This window comes from Niallia oryzisoli, from assembly GCF_036670025.1.
Taxonomy (GTDB): Bacteria; Bacillota; Bacilli; order Bacillales; family Cytobacillaceae; genus Bacillus_BD; species Bacillus_BD oryzisoli.
The window spans coordinates 5570799-5586897 of sequence record NZ_CP137640.1 but is presented as its reverse complement, the minus strand read 5'-3'; the positions used below and the strand labels follow the sequence as shown (position 1 = coordinate 5586897).

Annotated in this window: 18 protein-coding genes; 13 read left to right on the top strand and 5 right to left on the bottom strand. The window is 38.5% G+C overall.

Features of this window, described 5'->3' with window-relative positions; translation table 11 throughout:
* Window positions 1-87: 87 nt before the first annotated feature.
* The gene (locus R4Z09_RS27825) at window positions 88-651 is read right to left on the bottom strand and encodes a permease (RefSeq protein ID WP_338449913.1); all 564 of its coding nucleotides are present in this window, start codon (window positions 649-651) and stop codon (window positions 88-90) included.
* A gap of 338 nt (window positions 652-989) precedes the next feature.
* Here R4Z09_RS27825 and R4Z09_RS27820 point away from each other — a divergent pair, with 338 nt between their 5' ends.
* From R4Z09_RS27820 to R4Z09_RS27800, 5 genes are all read left to right on the top strand, one after another.
* Window positions 990-1850 carry a type II CAAX prenyl endopeptidase Rce1 family protein gene (locus R4Z09_RS27820; protein ID WP_338449912.1) on the top strand — a complete coding sequence of 287 codons (861 nt, stop codon included), beginning with the start codon at window positions 990-992 and terminating at the stop codon, window positions 1848-1850.
* A 208-nt stretch (window positions 1851-2058) separates the two neighbouring features.
* Window positions 2059-2739, top strand: coding sequence for a phosphoribosylaminoimidazolesuccinocarboxamide synthase (locus tag R4Z09_RS27815; RefSeq protein ID WP_338449911.1), 681 nt, complete (start codon window positions 2059-2061; stop codon window positions 2737-2739).
* A gap of 195 nt (window positions 2740-2934) precedes the next feature.
* Window positions 2935-3270, top strand: a complete 336-nt coding sequence (locus R4Z09_RS27810) for a hypothetical protein (RefSeq protein ID WP_338449910.1) — start codon at window positions 2935-2937, stop codon at window positions 3268-3270.
* On the top strand, window positions 3271-3516 hold the full coding sequence (locus R4Z09_RS27805) for a hypothetical protein (protein WP_338449909.1): 246 nt from the start codon (window positions 3271-3273) through the stop codon (window positions 3514-3516).
* Window positions 3509-3847 (top strand): DUF2085 domain-containing protein, encoded by a 339-nt coding sequence (locus tag R4Z09_RS27800; protein WP_338449908.1) that lies wholly within the window; start codon window positions 3509-3511, stop codon window positions 3845-3847. Before R4Z09_RS27805 ends, R4Z09_RS27800 begins: the two co-directional genes overlap by 8 nt.
* Before the next feature lie 74 nt (window positions 3848-3921).
* On the opposite strand, the gene R4Z09_RS27795 is transcribed toward R4Z09_RS27800, so the two are convergent.
* Both R4Z09_RS27795 and R4Z09_RS27790 read right to left on the bottom strand, forming a co-directional pair.
* Window positions 3922-4458 (bottom strand): hypothetical protein, encoded by a 537-nt coding sequence (locus tag R4Z09_RS27795; RefSeq protein WP_338449907.1) that lies wholly within the window; start codon window positions 4456-4458, stop codon window positions 3922-3924.
* Window positions 4459-4781: 323 nt separating this feature from the next.
* Window positions 4782-5090, bottom strand: a complete 309-nt coding sequence (locus tag R4Z09_RS27790; RefSeq protein ID WP_338449906.1) for a hypothetical protein — start codon at window positions 5088-5090, stop codon at window positions 4782-4784.
* Between the two features lie 235 nt (window positions 5091-5325).
* On the opposite strand from R4Z09_RS27790, the gene R4Z09_RS27785 reads away from it, so the two are divergent.
* Window positions 5326-6348, top strand: coding sequence for a two-component system sensor histidine kinase NtrB (locus tag R4Z09_RS27785; protein ID WP_338449905.1), 1023 nt, complete (start codon window positions 5326-5328; stop codon window positions 6346-6348).
* A gap of 217 nt (window positions 6349-6565) precedes the next feature.
* Here R4Z09_RS27785 and R4Z09_RS27780 read toward each other — a convergent pair whose 3' ends face one another.
* The gene (locus R4Z09_RS27780) at window positions 6566-6658 is read right to left on the bottom strand and encodes a YjcZ family sporulation protein (protein WP_338449904.1); all 93 of its coding nucleotides are present in this window, start codon (window positions 6656-6658) and stop codon (window positions 6566-6568) included.
* 218 nt (window positions 6659-6876) lie between these two features.
* Here R4Z09_RS27780 and R4Z09_RS27775 point away from each other — a divergent pair, with 218 nt between their 5' ends.
* Window positions 6877-7881 (top strand): DUF3231 family protein, encoded by a 1005-nt coding sequence (locus R4Z09_RS27775; RefSeq protein WP_338449903.1) that lies wholly within the window; start codon window positions 6877-6879, stop codon window positions 7879-7881.
* Window positions 7882-7993: 112 nt separating this feature from the next.
* Here R4Z09_RS27775 and R4Z09_RS27770 read toward each other — a convergent pair whose 3' ends face one another.
* Window positions 7994-9211: an MFS transporter gene (locus R4Z09_RS27770; RefSeq protein ID WP_338449902.1), complete on the bottom strand. Its 1218-nt coding sequence runs from the start codon at window positions 9209-9211 to the stop codon at window positions 7994-7996.
* Between the two features lie 744 nt (window positions 9212-9955).
* Between R4Z09_RS27770 and R4Z09_RS27765 the strand changes: the two genes are divergently transcribed.
* The 6 genes from R4Z09_RS27765 (at window position 9956) to R4Z09_RS27740 (ending at window position 15921) form a co-directional block, all read left to right on the top strand.
* Window positions 9956-10975, top strand: a complete 1020-nt coding sequence (locus tag R4Z09_RS27765; protein WP_338449901.1) for a LacI family DNA-binding transcriptional regulator — start codon at window positions 9956-9958, stop codon at window positions 10973-10975.
* Window positions 10976-11213: 238 nt separating this feature from the next.
* A complete protein-coding gene (locus R4Z09_RS27760; protein WP_338449900.1) occupies window positions 11214-12035 on the top strand; it encodes a sugar phosphate isomerase/epimerase family protein in 822 nt (273 codons plus the stop codon).
* 57 nt (window positions 12036-12092) lie between these two features.
* Window positions 12093-12854 (top strand): type I 3-dehydroquinate dehydratase, encoded by a 762-nt coding sequence (aroD, locus tag R4Z09_RS27755; RefSeq protein WP_338449899.1) that lies wholly within the window; start codon window positions 12093-12095, stop codon window positions 12852-12854.
* Window positions 12855-12895: 41 nt separating this feature from the next.
* Window positions 12896-13822 (top strand): shikimate dehydrogenase, encoded by a 927-nt coding sequence (locus R4Z09_RS27750; protein ID WP_338449898.1) that lies wholly within the window; start codon window positions 12896-12898, stop codon window positions 13820-13822.
* Window positions 13823-14003: 181 nt separating this feature from the next.
* A complete protein-coding gene (locus R4Z09_RS27745) occupies window positions 14004-14960 on the top strand; it encodes an amidohydrolase family protein (protein WP_338449897.1) in 957 nt (318 codons plus the stop codon).
* 142 nt (window positions 14961-15102) lie between these two features.
* The gene (locus R4Z09_RS27740; RefSeq protein WP_338449896.1) at window positions 15103-15921 is read left to right on the top strand and encodes an extradiol ring-cleavage dioxygenase; all 819 of its coding nucleotides are present in this window, start codon (window positions 15103-15105) and stop codon (window positions 15919-15921) included.
* Window positions 15922-16099 lie beyond the last annotated feature (178 nt).

Genomic DNA, 16099 nt, shown 5'->3' with positions numbered 1-16099 from the left:
GTGTCATAGTTAAATTTGCACCCTGCTCCTGTAAGACTGTTCTTTTCTGGGTCGCGGTGCCTGTCCCCCCGACCCACCTCTGACCTATTAGAAAGCGCCGATGACTATAGAGAGAAGGAGAAAGATAGTCATAGTACAACCGGCTGTGATGGCTTTTTTTCTTCGTTCAGGAGGGGAAGTGCGGAGTACGTGCTTGAAGTAAAAAAAGGAACCGGCTGCAATCAGGAGAAATTCCAATAGGAAGCTTGCGGTAACGGATTCCCATAGGCCGAAACCTAAAAGCGGCAAATTCCCTGCGTTTCCGGGGAGAAGGGGCATATCCGGCCGATGAACAATTAAATCAAGAATCCAGTGGCTAAAGCTAACGGCGCCAATCACCATTCCTGCTTTTTTACCCCAAAATCCTCCGGCAAGTAACGCTGCTATTGTGCTTAACAACAGTGCACCTATAAAAGAGTGAGTGTAGAAGGCATAAATCATCACCTGACCATAACCGCCCGCACCTATTGGCTCTATTGATTCCACTCTAGCTAAACTAAATGGAACAAATGCAATATCAAGTAATTGCGTGCTGACCAATAGCGACCAAAGTGGCAGTTCCGGGGTTTTACTTTTTACTGCAGCGGCAACTCCAAAGTGTCCTGCAAACATAAGAACTTCCTCCTTAAGGACTTTAGCAATTTTATCATCATCATCGATTCCATTATAATGAGAACATTTAGGTACCGTTTTAAATAAATGTAAAGATTTGGATAAAAAACAGCACTCTCCCAAATTATATTAACTAAAAAACTGAATAGAACATGTTTATATCTGCTCAGGACAGCATTGCGGCCGATTTTCAAATACACTGTGTGCATTGGAAGTCATACGTTATAGAATCCTGTCATACTATAATTCTATTTAGTAGAGAGTGTTCAAATGCCAAGTCAATCTGGAAAGCAAGACATGGAGACGGAGCACTTGAAACATGATAGAGGGAGGCAGAAATGGTTAACCTGAATAAAGCGAAACAAAGAAATCGTTTGCTCATTTTCATTATGGTTGTCCTGATCAGCGGTTGGCTAGGTGTATTAATTGATTCTTTACTTCCGGAACAGCCGGAAGGCAATTCATTGGGTATGCTGCTGTGGCTCGTGCTGCCGTTTTTTACAGCCATCTTAATGAGAGCTTTCCACCGTGACTGGAAGGATATGGGGATTAAGCCCAGATTTAGAGCCAGCCTGAAGTGGTATTTCGTGTCTTTCGCTATTTATCCGTTTATTACCATCATAACCGTTGGGTTGGCCTTTCTTTTAGGAGGAATTGAACTTTCGGCAATTGGCTGGTCTAACTTTTTATCACTTGTTGCTATTTCAGTTGGCAGTAATTTTATTAAAAATATCTTTGAGGAGTTTACATGGCGTGGTTATCTGACGCCGAAACTTCTGGAATTAAGGACCAATGACTGGCTGATTTACCTCATCTCTGGTCTTGTTTGGGCTTTGTGGCATGCAGCCTATTACTTGGTGTTTCTTCCAGACAAGTATTTCGAATCTATTTCAAGGGCAGGAATGCTATTAACAGGGTGTGTGCTGATGGTGTGCTGGGCTGTTATGTATGTTGAACTATACCGTCTGGCCAAATCCGTATGGCCATGTGTGTTGATGCATGCCGTTGAGGATGCGTTTCCAACCGTTTTGGTCACAACTAGCGGCATTATTACCTTTATGAACAGCAGGCAGGACTTTTGGTTAAATCCTATTAGCGGCGTCATGGCAACTGTTTTGTTTCTTGGAATCGGCTTGTTTCTAAGATCAATCAGGATAAAAAAAGAGGCTGCCATGGTTCCTGGTAATATTAGCATTTGAACCAACTGTAACGATATTAAACACTACTCGTATTAGACGAGTGTTTTTTTATGTAAACATTTCGGGGAGGAGTTCCTGCGTTCCACCAAATAAAAATTTTGGGTCGCGGTGCCTGTCCCTCTGTTCCATTTTATATTAAAATAAGATTTGGAGTTTTAGGAATAGTTGGTTTAATAGTGACGAAAATATATGTGGGAGTGATGGTTGTATGAAGCTTGTATATACTGGTAAAACAAAAAATGTATATGAATTAGAGGATGGAAATTTTCTGCTTCAATTTAAGGACGATGTGACAGGTGTGGATGGCGTATTTGATCCGGGGGCTAACACAGTTGGTCTTACACTTGAAGGTGCAGGCCGTGCAGGGTTGCGCTTAACAAAGCATTTCTTTGAAATTTTAAAGGAAAAAGGCATTCCTACGCACTATATTGATGCGGATATTGAAAAAGCAACGATGACTGTGAAGCCTGCTGAAGTGTTTGGAAAAGGATTAGAGGTGATCTGTCGATTTAGAGCGGTTGGAAGCTTTTTACGCAGATACGGCTTATATGCTGAAGAAGGACAAGCACTTGACGCTTTTGTTGAAGTAACTCTAAAGGATGATGACCGCGAGGATCCGCCAATTAGCGAAGACGCGTTAGATATGCTCGGCATTTTATCTAAGGATGAATACCAAGTATTAAAATCACTCACTCAGCAAATTGCCCACGTCGTGAAGGACGAGCTTGCTAAAAAGGACATTGAGTTATACGATATTAAATTTGAATTCGGCCGTGTAGGCGAGAATAAAGAAATTGTATTGATTGATGAAATTTCCGGCGGCAACATGCGCGCTTATAAGAACGGGGAATACATTGAGCCGCTTGAATTAGAAAAGTTATTTTTATAATGGATGTGCCTGTCTCCAGTGCTTGTGGGGGCAGGCTTTTTTATGTGGGAGATGGGATGGGCTGGCTCTTCGAATTATATTCGAGCCCTAATTGGAACAAGGTACCTTGAAATACACCTGTCGATACAGAAAAAAGGTTTTTAACGAATTCAAATGGAATATATATGGCATAAATCCCTTTAAGGAGGAACAGCGGTGCAGTTGGAAAAACTCATTGGTACGATTGGTTCCGTCGGAAGCCTTCTTTATTGTGGTTATTTCTTATTCCATAATCCGTATGGTCATTCCAGCCCAGAGCTAGATGTTCTTGTATCGTTCACAATGATGTTTTTTCTGCCAATGTTCATTGCTATTTTTGCCAGTCTTTCTTTTAAGCCCATAACGCTGATTATTTGTTCTGTTTGGTCGATGCCGTTAGCGTTATATTTGGGAGCCACTCCGGGTGTTTTTAAATGGCTCATGATTGGACCTGTTCTTTTACTGATAGCAGGGATTTTAATGCATACCAAATCAAGAAATCGGGTGAAATAGATGTTTTTTCTTATGTTGACGGGGATGATTATTGCCTTTATTGTCGGAACGACGTTACTTGTTCAAGGTGAAGTCCTGTTTGGATCAATTGGTATTGGTGTTGGAGTTTTAATGTTGTTGTTTATCATTATTTATTATGGAAGAAATAAAAAAAGAAAGAAGTATGATTGCACACCTGACTGTGACTGTGTTTTTCCAGATTGTGATTCAGGTCCTGATTGCGATTGCGGGCCAAATTGTGATTAGGCTGCAGCGGGTGTTTGAGATTGTTCCCTGTCACCGAATGAAGTCAAGAAGTCTAACCATCTTCGGTTATACTCTGCCTCTATGTGCGAGATGCACCGGAATATTGGCAGGCTATTTATTTTTTCCAATCCTGCTGATTGCCGGGTGGAATCTTCCGCTATGGCTGGGGATTCTCCTCAATTTCCCCATGATCATCGATGGCTGGACGCAGAAAAAGAAATACCGAATGAGTAATAACACATTAAGATTCACAACAGGGATTGTATGCGGGTTGGGACAGAGTATTATCATTGTATGGGTTAGTGAGTTTATTATTTCAGTTGTTTTATAGGGAGAGGGTCGGAGTGATAGTCAACATGACTCGGGTCAAGGTCTGTCCCTCCAAACCAAACCTGTATGTCTACTTTAGACAAGGCGAATGAACTCATTTGGATTTTTCCGGATATATAACCCAATTTGTTTTAGCGTAGCGGGGGAAATTTCTTGAAAATGATTGTTGTGTTCTTGAAATATTTGAAAAAGCTCTATATCCTTTTCAAGATCATTGTAAGCAATGGAGAATTGTTCTAGTTTTTTAGGGTAGTCTCTCGTTATAAAAGTAGATTCCACCTTTTCTAGAAGATCATGCATCTCGGCTGCCTTGAAATACTTTAGTGCTCCTTTGATTTCCTGCCACGTTTTTGGCTGTGCAAAATAATAGGCGCTCCACCAATACATTTCTTCCGTTGAATGACAGGCATGATTGTAATATGCATTGAATAAAAATAATGCTTGCTGGCTGGTATTTAATTGGTGGTATACCTGTTCTTTTACGCTGGCATCTTTTCCTCGAATCATGGGAATAATGGGATCAAAACAGGCCCTAACTAAGTGGTAATCCTCTAATGAATCAAATAATTGTCTACTCATTTCGATTAAAATGATGATTCCCCCCTTTTTCAAACTCTTCTGATGATTTAGCTCAGTTATCCACTATTTGAACTGTACTAGTAATTGCAAAACCTAATCCGATTTAATCGCAACGGGTGAACGCTAAAAGGTTGACCCAGCAATTCTCGGAATCCTTTTTACAGCAAAAGAGTGTAAGAAAATTTCTTACACTCTTTGTAACGTCTGCTTACTTTTCTCTGAAATAATCCATAAAGGCTTGAAAGATCTCAATCCCTTGATAGGATAATAGGGTAATAGCTGATAGGGAAAACATACCAATCATCAAAAATCTCATCCACATCATTATTTTTTCCTCCTTTAAAATAAAATATTTTTTACTTTAAAGGAGAGAAGATCACATAATTCGATTGATAAAAAATAGTCGTGAATAACGTCTTCTTTCTTATAAGATGAATCCGGAAAGGATTTGCATTTGTACAGAAATAAGGAAATAACAACAAGGTAACGATCGTATTTAGGCTGATCGCTTTATACTTGTCAGTAGTTGGGTCATGCTCATCATGTGGACTTTCATGGCCCATCAAAGTTGGGCTTTCGTAATTGATCGGGCTATGATGATGGGCGTGAATGTAGAACAAACTGGATAGCAATAAAAGAAAAATCAAAGCTATATATCTAACCATCATCTCACCCCTTAAAAATGTATTGGTATTATTATATGCTAAAACGGGATAAAATTAAAACTATTTACTATGTTAATAGTAAAAAATACTGGGAATCGAGGAAAGGTACCTCATCAACCAGGGTCGAGGTGGCTGTCCCCGATTCCCAGATGCAAAAAAAGGAAATTGCTGTATTTTGTCGAATCTTATGTAAATATATAATCATTGCATTCTATTTTTATTAAAAGGGAAAGTGGTGAGGATCATTGATACCCAATCAAATCAAAAAATGTTAGAAATTTTGGAGGATATTTCGGAGGGGTGCTGTTTTTTAAATTCAAAAATGGAGGTTGAATACATCAATAAGGCTGGTGAGGCATTGCTGGAAAAGCCAAAGCATGAAGTGATGTACAAATGCCAGTGGGATGTACTGCCTAAATATAAAGAAACGATTGTATACGAGAAATATATGCAGGCGTTTAGGGAACAAATACCGCAATATTTTGAGATTATTACAGAGTATTCAAAAGTACCGATAGAAATTCGGGTATTTCCTAATAAATACGGCCTGTTTCTTATTTTTAACGATATCACACAAAAAAAGGAAGAAGAGAAAAGACAAAAATATTATGACCAACTGAAAATTATCGCTGAGATGGCAGCCGGTGTTGCCCATGAAGTAAGAAATCCGATGACAACGATTAAGGGCTTTTTGCAATTAATGTTACAGGATAAGGACCTACAAAAATATAATGATATTATGAATTTGATGGTTGACGAGGTCAATCGTGTCAATGACATTATTACCAATTTCCTCGACTTAGCCAAGGAAACGCCAAATAAATTAGATTACTGCAATCTTAATCATATTATTACAACTCTATATCCATTACTGGAAACAAGGGCTAACAACGAAGGGAAATTCATTCATTTAAAATTGGCTCAAATTCCTAGTCTTTATGTTGATAAAAATGAAATGAGACAGCTGCTGCTGAATTTTGTCAATAATTCGTTCGATGCGTTGGAGAAAGGGAAATCCGTCTATATTATGACAGCCGATGAACAGGATCATGTAGTTTTATCGATAAAAGACGAGGGAGCCGGAATTCCCCCTGACATAATCGATAAAATATCCCTGCCATTTGTCACCTCCAAAGCAAATGGTACGGGTCTAGGCCTGCCGATTTGTTTTTCAATCGCCAAACGAAATCATGCTGAAATCAATTTTACTTCAGGCTCTGAAGGGACGACCTTCCATATTCGATTTTTGAAAAAATAATCATGGAGGGATTCAGTTTTACATTTTGGTAGTATTTTTAACTGACTCGTTCTCGTTGTCCAAATAAATGAAATTCTATCAAACGTTTGTTTAAGAGGAAAAGGACGATACTTTCACCCTTAAACGACGAAAATAGATGAAAGAAAAAGGAAGCGTACGAAGCACGCCTCAATCCAAGGTATCCGTTCTCTTTTGGTTGTCCATTCATTTTAGTGAATTAATATCCTCCTGAAAAACTAGATCCAATAATAATCAAAAGGATGAAAAGTACTACGATTAAAGCGAAGTTAGAACGTTTTCCTCCGTCCATAGTCTATCACCACCTTATTTAGAGTCTGTATATTTTACGCTATGATGGCAAAATCCGAAACGGACAAGTATGGAATTTTTCATTTTTGGGAATTGGTCGAGGGGACAGGCACCTCGACCCAGGGTCGTAGTGCCTGTCCCCCTGTCCCATAATGAATTTCTTCCATTTGGGGGATAATATGCTTAAAAAGCATATTGTTTGGGAGGCTTTATTTTTACATGGAAGATAAAATGAAGTTGAGATTGACGGCTGCGGAGATGTCGAGCCTGTGGACCCAGTATATTAATGACACATTGGCGCTCTGTGTCAGCTCGCATTTTTTGGAAAAAGTAGAGGATGAGGAAGTCCGCCCAATTATCGAATTTGCATTGGCTACAGCAAAAGAGAATATAGCAATTGAGCAAGATATTTTTAACAAAGAGGAATTTCCAGTACCAATTGGGTTTACGAATCAAGATGTTACACCTGATGCACCAAGAATTTTTTCAGATACCTTTGTCGTCATGTATATGCATCAAATGGCGCTTTTGGCAATTGCAGCTAACGGTGCCGCGTTGGGATTGGCTACACGTCCGGATGTCATTGATTTTCATCGGCGTGTATTGGAGAAAGGGGTAGAGCTCCAGAATCAGACCCGGGACTTAATGTTGAAGCAGGGGACCTTTGTCAAACCTCCTTATATTACTATCCCTGACAAGGTAGATTTTGTAGAAAAGCAGCACTTTCTAGCAGGTTTCTTTGGAAAAAAAAGGTCTATTACATCAGTGGAAGTTACTCATTTATTTTTAAATGTCCAAACCAATTCCATTGGAAAAGCTTTAATCACAGGCTTTGCCCAAATTGCTAAGAATGATGAAGTAAAAGAATATTTGGTAAGAGGGAAGCAGCTTTCGCAGAAATATATAGATATCTTCAGCAATTTTTTAATAAAAGAAGACTTACCTGCTCCTATGAGTTGGGATTCAGCGGTTACAGATACAACGGAGAGTATCTTTTCGGATAAGTTAATCATGTTTCATGTGTCAGCGATGATTGCAGCAGTAATCGGAAATTTTGGTATGGCCATCGCCGCAAGTCCAAGAAGAGATTTAGGTATGAGGTATGCATCGTTACTACCAGAAATAGCCCTCTACGCCGAAGACGGAGCCAACATCATGATCAAACACGGCTGGCTGGAAGAACCCCCGAAAGCCGACGACCGCGACAAACTAATAAAAAGCTAAAGGATAATGGAACGGGGGGACAGGCACCTCGACCCACTCACATGGAACAAGGGACAAACCCTCGATCCACCAGGTGGAACAAGGTGCCTGTCCCCGCGACCCAACTACCTAATTAACTTGCAGATTCATTTATTCGGATGTCTTGTTGTGCCTTCCTTTGTTTGTCACGAATCGACACAATTAAAACTAATGTGAATCCAAATAATGCAACAAAGGCGTTTAATATAAAGATATAGGAGATATCAAATTTATAAATGGCTGCTAGGATGATCGGCATTGAAAATTGGGCGATTCCTTCAGAAATCGTGTAAAGGCTTGTAAGAACCCCTTTTCCTCTACTTGAATGATCAACTAAAATAGTCAACCCTAACTGAATAAGTCCGCCAGATGAGAAGTAGCCCAAGAAAAAAGCACCTACAGTTGCAACCATTGGTGAAGGGAATGCCCATAAAACAAGAGAAACCAGCGCAGTCATGAAGGTATATATCAAAATAATAGGGGCAGACTTCACTCCCTTGTTTCCTAATGTGAACGTTACCAATACACAAATGAGTGCTCCAATACTTCCATAAGAGACTAACATTCTTCCGGCATTTTCACTCATATGGACCACTTCTGTACCATACTTCGCTATCCATTGCCCCAATACGGTAAGGAATGTTAGCCCAACAAAGCCAAAGGAAATCATACAAATCTCTTCCACGCTAAAATGAAATTTCCCTTTCTTTTCAAGTGCTTTTGCTTCCACGGTTATATCTTGTGATGTGGCAGCCATTGGCGGGAATTTACGAGTACTCATAAAGATCAAATTGAGCGATAAGATTGCAATCAATAACGTAAAACTCCATCCATACCAAAATCCCCGCACCACAAGAAAGCCAATGATGATAGGAAGCAAGAACTGCCCCCCTTGAATGAAAAATTTGACAATGATATTAGCAGGACCAGATTTCTTAGTGAAAACTTCCATTAAAGCCGGATAAGTACCTGTATCTAAGAAAGAGTTCGCAATACCAGCTAAAATGCCGAAGAAGTAAGCAATAGACGCAGTAGGACTCCATAAAATTCCGATTGCAAACACTAGATAGAATGATATTCCTAATAGAATCGATGCTTTTCTCCCAAATTTATCGGAAATGATTCCAGAAAACGCTACGGCTAATATTTTCCCAATTCCAAAAGATGAAACGACTGCTGCAGCACCTGCAACGCTTGTCCCCCATTTTTCTGCAAAAACATCGATGTTTAAAGAGATAATAATTAACGCCATACCATGAACGAAATAATTGAGGTAGAGTCCGAAAGCGGTAGATAAATATTTATTTTTCATAACTTAGCTCCTTCAAATTTAGATAAAATCGATAATACCTGTAAAAAAACAGAATCATTGCGATAGTTTTAAAGGATCATAACGAATCATTCGGAAAGTTATGTAATGGCAGCATGGTTGTCAAATTCCATCGCTTCTGACCCATAGACTGTTATGTCATTATTTGTAAAATTGTATCAAGGTTACTGACATGCCTATTTAAATAACTAAAAGACTGTTTAAAATTTTTGGATTATTGTTTTAATTATATAGCTTCTTCCTATAATTTAATAGTAATGCTGGATATCTGAAAAGCCGTGGGGATGAATTCCCACTTAACATATTTATCATTTATTTTCCCTCCTTTTTCATAAACTATTGAGTTTTAGATCGATCTAATAAATTTTAGATCGATCTAATTATAAAAATCAATTTAAAACAAACACCAAACTTTTTTAGTAATCTATAGAAATCGCTTTCAGTAAAAGTTATCTATAGAAAACATTTTTGGTTTGATTAATAATTTAAATAATAAAAACCATATTTCGGTTTGTCAACACTTTTTAAAATATTTTAAATTTATTGGTTACTGAGCATTAAAATTTATTTGCCGAAGTCTATAGCTAAAACTAGTTTGTAAAACGGACTATATTCTTATAAAATATGAGAATATAGTCCGTAATTTTTATTCTCCAGTTTTTACAATTTTTCTCAAAAAACAAACCTAGTAGTATAATCAAAATGATTTAAGTTGGTGGTTTTACTATGAATCAATCACGAAAAAAACCTGTAACGTTACAGGATGTGGCCAAGCATGCGGGGGTTTCGCGTGCAACGGCTTCGTTAATTGTTCGAAACAGTCCTAAAATTGCACCTGAAACTCGTAAAAAGGTTTTAAAATCCATGGAAGAATTGGGTTATGTCTATGATCGGGTTGCTGCAAATTTACGGTCGAAGAGTTCAACGACCATCGGGATCATCATTACAGATATATCAAACACATACTATTCGGACCTACTGAAGGGTGTTCATCATACTTTGGAGGAAATTGGTTATACAGTGTTGTTAGGGGTAACCTTTGATTCTGTTGAAAAGCAGGATAAAATTCTTTCAACCATGATTGAACATCGGGTTGGGGGAATTATTCTTTGTCCTGTTTCAGAAAGTTCAGATGAAATTGTTAACCGGTTAAACAAATTACAAACTCCGACCATTCTTGCTGTAAGAGAGTTGGCAGGAGCCAATTGCGATTTTGTTGGAATTGATTATCAAGCTGGTTCGAAAATGGCTGTAGAGCATTTAATAAAGCAAGGTCATAAAAAAATTGCGTTTTTAGGAGGCTACCGTAAGTCTTCTACTTGGATTAAGAGATGGGAAGGATATTCATTAGCCTTTCAGCAGGCGGGAATAGAATGGGACGAATCCTTGGTCATCGATAGTCTTCCCACCAGAGAGGGAGGTATGGAAGCGGCACGTCAGCTTCTTTCGCAGCCTGATCGCCCTACTGCTATCTTTTGCTTCAGCGACCTAGTGGCATTTGGTGTTGTGCAAGCGGTAAGAGAGGCTGGATTAACTCCCGGTAAAGATATCGCCATTATGGGCTTTGATAATATTCCTGAAGCAGAAATATTTTATCCTCCGTTATCCACGGTCTCGTCTTTTGCACAGCTTACGGGAAAAACAGCTGCGAATCTTCTGCATCAAAGGATTACTCAAGCTGAAGGGGAAAAGAAGCGAATTATTTTACAGCCTGAACTAATTGTTAGGAATTCTACAGAAAATTAATTGAGGAACTATCCATGTTGCTTGCTATGACTAATTAGTAACCAAGGCAGGACCTTCTTTGCTAATTAGTCTAGTAAGGCAATGGGAAATCAGTGAAAATATATAAAAAAATTCGGATATTTTTAAATTTAGTGTTGAATAATTTTATAAAGGTATGATATATATTTATATAAACACAGAAATGAGCAAACGGTTACAAAAATTAGATCGATCTAATAGTTAAAAGGAGGAAATAAACATGAAACTAAGTTTATGTACGACAGGATTTAAAGAATGGGATATCGATGAAATCATTAAATGGGTAACACCTATGAATCAAGATGTGAAAGGTCTTGAGCTATGGAATAAACATATCGAAAGATTTCAGGAGAAGTATGGACCGCTTGATAAATTAGCTAGGTTATTAGAATCCAATGGGATACAAATTCCGTCTATAAGTGCTTATACAACTTTTTCAAAATTATGGAACCGCGAGCAGCATATTAGCGAAGTCAATCAAGCTAAGAAATTGTTAGATGCCGCACACCAATTAAATTGTCCTTTAATTCGAACCTTTGCAGGACATGTTGCATCAAGAAATGCATCCCCTGAGCAATGGTCCGAAACCGTTACAGAGTTTCAAAAGTTTGCTGAAATTGCCGATTTATATGATGTAGATGTCGCAATTGAAATCCATTATGATTCCTTTGCTGATACAGTTGAATCCATTCAAAAGCTAGTACAGGATATCAATCATCCAAGGATTAAACTCATTTATGATGCTGCGAACCTGTACGTTGATCAAGAGGATCCGATGCAAGTTCTTGATACGGTGTACTCCCATATTAGTCACGTCCATTTAAAAAATTATCACTACAATTTGCAAGAGCGATATAAAAACACACCAGCAGCTATTCTTGACGGTGATGTTGATAACATCGCCATTCTAGATGAATTGAAAAAACGACAGTATTCAGGATTTGTTTCTTTAGAATACTTTGGAAGAGAAGGATTCCCATGTTTACGTAAATCGTTAGAACAATGGAAGCAATATATGAGTGTTAATAGTGTCATTTACTAGATTGTTAGATCGATCTAACAATCAAAACTAACAACAAGATAAAAGGAGTCAAAGTACATGGCAATTCTGTCAGTTGGCAAGACTGTATTAGGAGAAGGTTTACCGAAAATTATTGTTCCATTAATGGGTACCACAACGGAAGAACTTGTGAAAGAAATAAATGAGGTCAAATCGTTAAAACCGGATATCGTTGAATGGCGCGTAGATGTTTATGAGCATGTTGATCAGATTGATACCGTTCAGGAAATGATTTCTACCTTACGAAGTGTCCTATCTGATGAACTCCTTCTTTTTACATTTAGAAGCCATAAAGAAGGGGGAAATAAGGAAGTTCCTGTTTCCTATTACGTTGAATTATTGCAAGCAGCGATAAGGACAAAGAAAATCGACTTAGTTGATGTAGAGCTTTTTACCGGGGAAGCTTATGTGAAAGAGCTAGTGGAAACGGCTGAAGAGAATGGTGTGTATGTTATTATGTCCAATCATGATTTTGAAAAAACACCATCGAAACAAGAAATTATTACAAGGCTGTACAAAATGCAGGAGCTTGGTGCCCATATTCCTAAAATTGCCGTGATGCCGAAGAGTGTGAAGGATGTTATGACGCTATTAGAGGCAACGAACACAATGAAAACTGAGTATGCCGATCGCCCGATTATCACGATATCAATGGGAGGAACAGGTTTAATCAGCCGCCTTGCCGGGGAATGTTTCGGATCCGCTGCGACATTTGGTGCTGGAAATCAGGTGTCTGCTCCAGGGCAAATCCCTGTTCCTGAATTAAGAAGGGCTTTAAAAATATTACACAAATATCAATGAGGTTGATTACGATCTTAGAAAATAAAAGGGGTTTTTAAGAAATGCAAAACTTAGGCGTTATAGACGGAAAAACGGAATTAATCGGGTTATTCGCTACACCGATTCGGCATTCCCTATCACCAACCATGCATAATCTCGCCTTTAAAAAATTAGGATTAAATTATGCCTACATGGCGTTTGAAGTCGGGAATGAAGAATTAGCGGATGTCATCAAAGGGATGAAAGCGCTGAATATCCGCGGGTTTAATGTTTCGATGCCAAATAAAACAAAAATTCTGCCATTTTTAGATGAGCTTGATGACAGCGCTAAATTGACCGGGTCCGTTAACACAGTTGTCAATGAAAATGGAAGATTCATTGGTCACAATACAGATGGAAGAGGATATATCAGAAATCTTAAAGAGCATGGGTTTGACATCAGAGGAAAGAAAATGACCCTAATCGGCTCGGGTGGTGCTGCCACGAGTATTGCGATTCAATCGGCAGTAGAAGGAATTGCTGAAATTAGCATCTTTGCACGTCAGGATGAATTTTACTCAAAGGCAGTTGAAAATGCACGCATTATTAATGAAGAAATCAAGCAATTTTCTGTAAAAGCAAATGTATATCCTCTTGAAAATAAAGAACAATTGAAAAAGGAAATTGCTTCAAGTGATATTCTGACAAATGCTACAGGCGTTGGGATGAAGCCGCTTGAAGGGTTAAGCGTCATTGATGATCCGCAAGTACTGCGTCCTGATCTGATCGTAACAGACGTGATCTATAGCCCTCCTAAATCGAAGCTATTACAGCAAGCAGAAGCCGTCGGAGCAACAGCCATCAACGGTCTCGGAATGATGCTCTGGCAAGGAGCCCTCGCATTCGAAATGTGGACAGGGCAGCAAATGCCTGTAGAGTACATACAAGAGAAGATGTTCCGGGACACGGGGACAGGCACCGCGGCCCAGTTTGAAATGATCAAGAGCTAAGAGAAAGTGTTCCCGCCAAGTGGTTGCCCCAAATCAAGGTTTCAGGTAACTATTTTAAATTTGTGCAGATTTAGATTTACGGTTCATGCCTGATACCTTATGGGACATCCAAAAGAAATAGCGCTTTATCGTATCTGCTATTCGTTGGGAGAAGATTTACTAAGGAGGAAAAATAACATACATGTATGATTTTCATACCCATTTTATCCCCGAAGATGTTCTTTACTGGCTGAAGGAAAATAAAAAAACAGTACATGCTGAATGGATAAAGAAAGAGAAAAATAAAGAAGAATTTCTTACTGTCAATAAAAAGTGGGGATTTGAATTAAAAAAGTCATTTATTGATTTAGAACTCTATCAGCAAGAGCAAGAAAAGACCGGGGTTACACACTCGTTAATTTCTCCAATACCACAGCTATTTATGTACGATTTTCCTCTAGATATTTCTATAGATATTTCAAGAGTCTATAACCAAGCACTTGCTGATTTAGTAAAAGATACACCGGAAAAATTTTCAGCCGTTGGTACTGTCCCTTTAGCTTATCCGGTTAAAGCTGCTCAAGTATTACATGAGGCTATGAATATCGGATTAAAGGGTGCCATCATTGGACCTGGAATTGGTCAACATATGCTATCAGATCCCTTTTTTCAACCCTTTTTTGAAGAAGCAAATAGGATGAAGGCCATTCTATTCATTCATCCTCTATTAAGCGAAGACCCTCGGTTAAAGAGAAGAATGATGCCTAACCTGATTGGAATACCATGGGAAACAACGGTCTGTGCGACGGATATACTATTAAGTGGACTCATTGATCAATATCCAAATCTCAAAATATTATTTGCCCATGGAGGTGGCTTCCTACCCTACCAAATCGGACGATTAGATAAGGGCTATGAACAATGGAAACCTGTATCCTCTCAGCTGCAAGCTCCGCCCTCTGAATATTTACGTTGCTTTTGGTACGACACCGTTCTTTGGGATCAGAATAGTATTGATTTTCTTGTCAAAACAGTTGGTGAAGATCGAGTCGTTGCGGGATCGGATTATCCATTTGACTTGTGTGCATGGCCGCCAATAGAAATCAGTGATAAAGGGGCGCATTCTTTATTGGGTGAGGTTTTAGTAAATAATAAATAAAATCCATCTTTATTTTTCGATATGAAAAAAATGATTGACCAACTTTCACTTCTGCAAAATAAAGGCATGTTCAAGCAGACAGACCATTTTATATCGAATTTTATAAGTTAAAAGATAGTATAGAAAAGAGGAGGAATTTTTCGTGACAATTGAATTAAGTATGCTCGTACCACATGTTCCAAGTATTTGCCATGAGGATAAGGTACCTGACTTTCAGCAGGAGATGGTGGATGGTTTAAAAGAGGTTTCTAAAGAAATTGCTCAAATAAAACCTGATGTGATTGTGTTAGTGTCTTGTCACTGGCCGTCAACCTTTGCACACTACGTAGACTGTTATCCCGTTCATAAAGGCCTTCTTACGGCAACAGAAGCACCGGATTTGATTAAAGATGTTCCGTATCATTACCCTGGTGACGAGGAGTTAGCCAACCAATTAGTTCAAGCAGGAAAAGATGCCTCACTTGCCGTTGAAGGGGTATATGACGAGTTTTTTGTGTGGGACTACGGTACGGTTGTTCCTTTACGATATCTTGTTCCAAATGAAGATATTCCTGTTATTAACCTATCAGTTACGTTAGCTGCTAATTTGGAAGAAACGCATAAATGGGGCCAAGCCATTGCGAAGGTGCTACAAGAATCGGATAAAAAGGTCATTTTCATTTCAAGTGGTGCTCTTGCACATAACTTAGTCCGCGGAAGACATCATATGCCAACCATATCTGAACATGCGATGGATAAACAATTTATTGAATATGTGATGAATAAAAATTATCGTGCCGCTAATGAAATGCTGCCACAATATTCAAGCTTTGCAAAAGTTGAATCAGGCGGCCGCCATTTAGCCATGCTGTTCGGAATCATTGATGAGGAATGGACCCCAGTATATTATGCAGCAGGACAATCATCCGGCAGCTGGAATCCTCTTATCACGTTCACAAAGTCAAAAGTTTCTCAAGTGTGAGAGAGTATTTAGATTGAAACAAACTAAAAATATTAAAAAAAATCAAAATATTTTTAGTTTGTTTCATATAAAGAAAACTTCTTGTTGTGATAATGGAGTAGATTAACTAGTATAGCAATATAAAGTAAACATATTTCTGCTCTACTGGTCTTTTAAAGAAAATTATTGTAATCTTTAA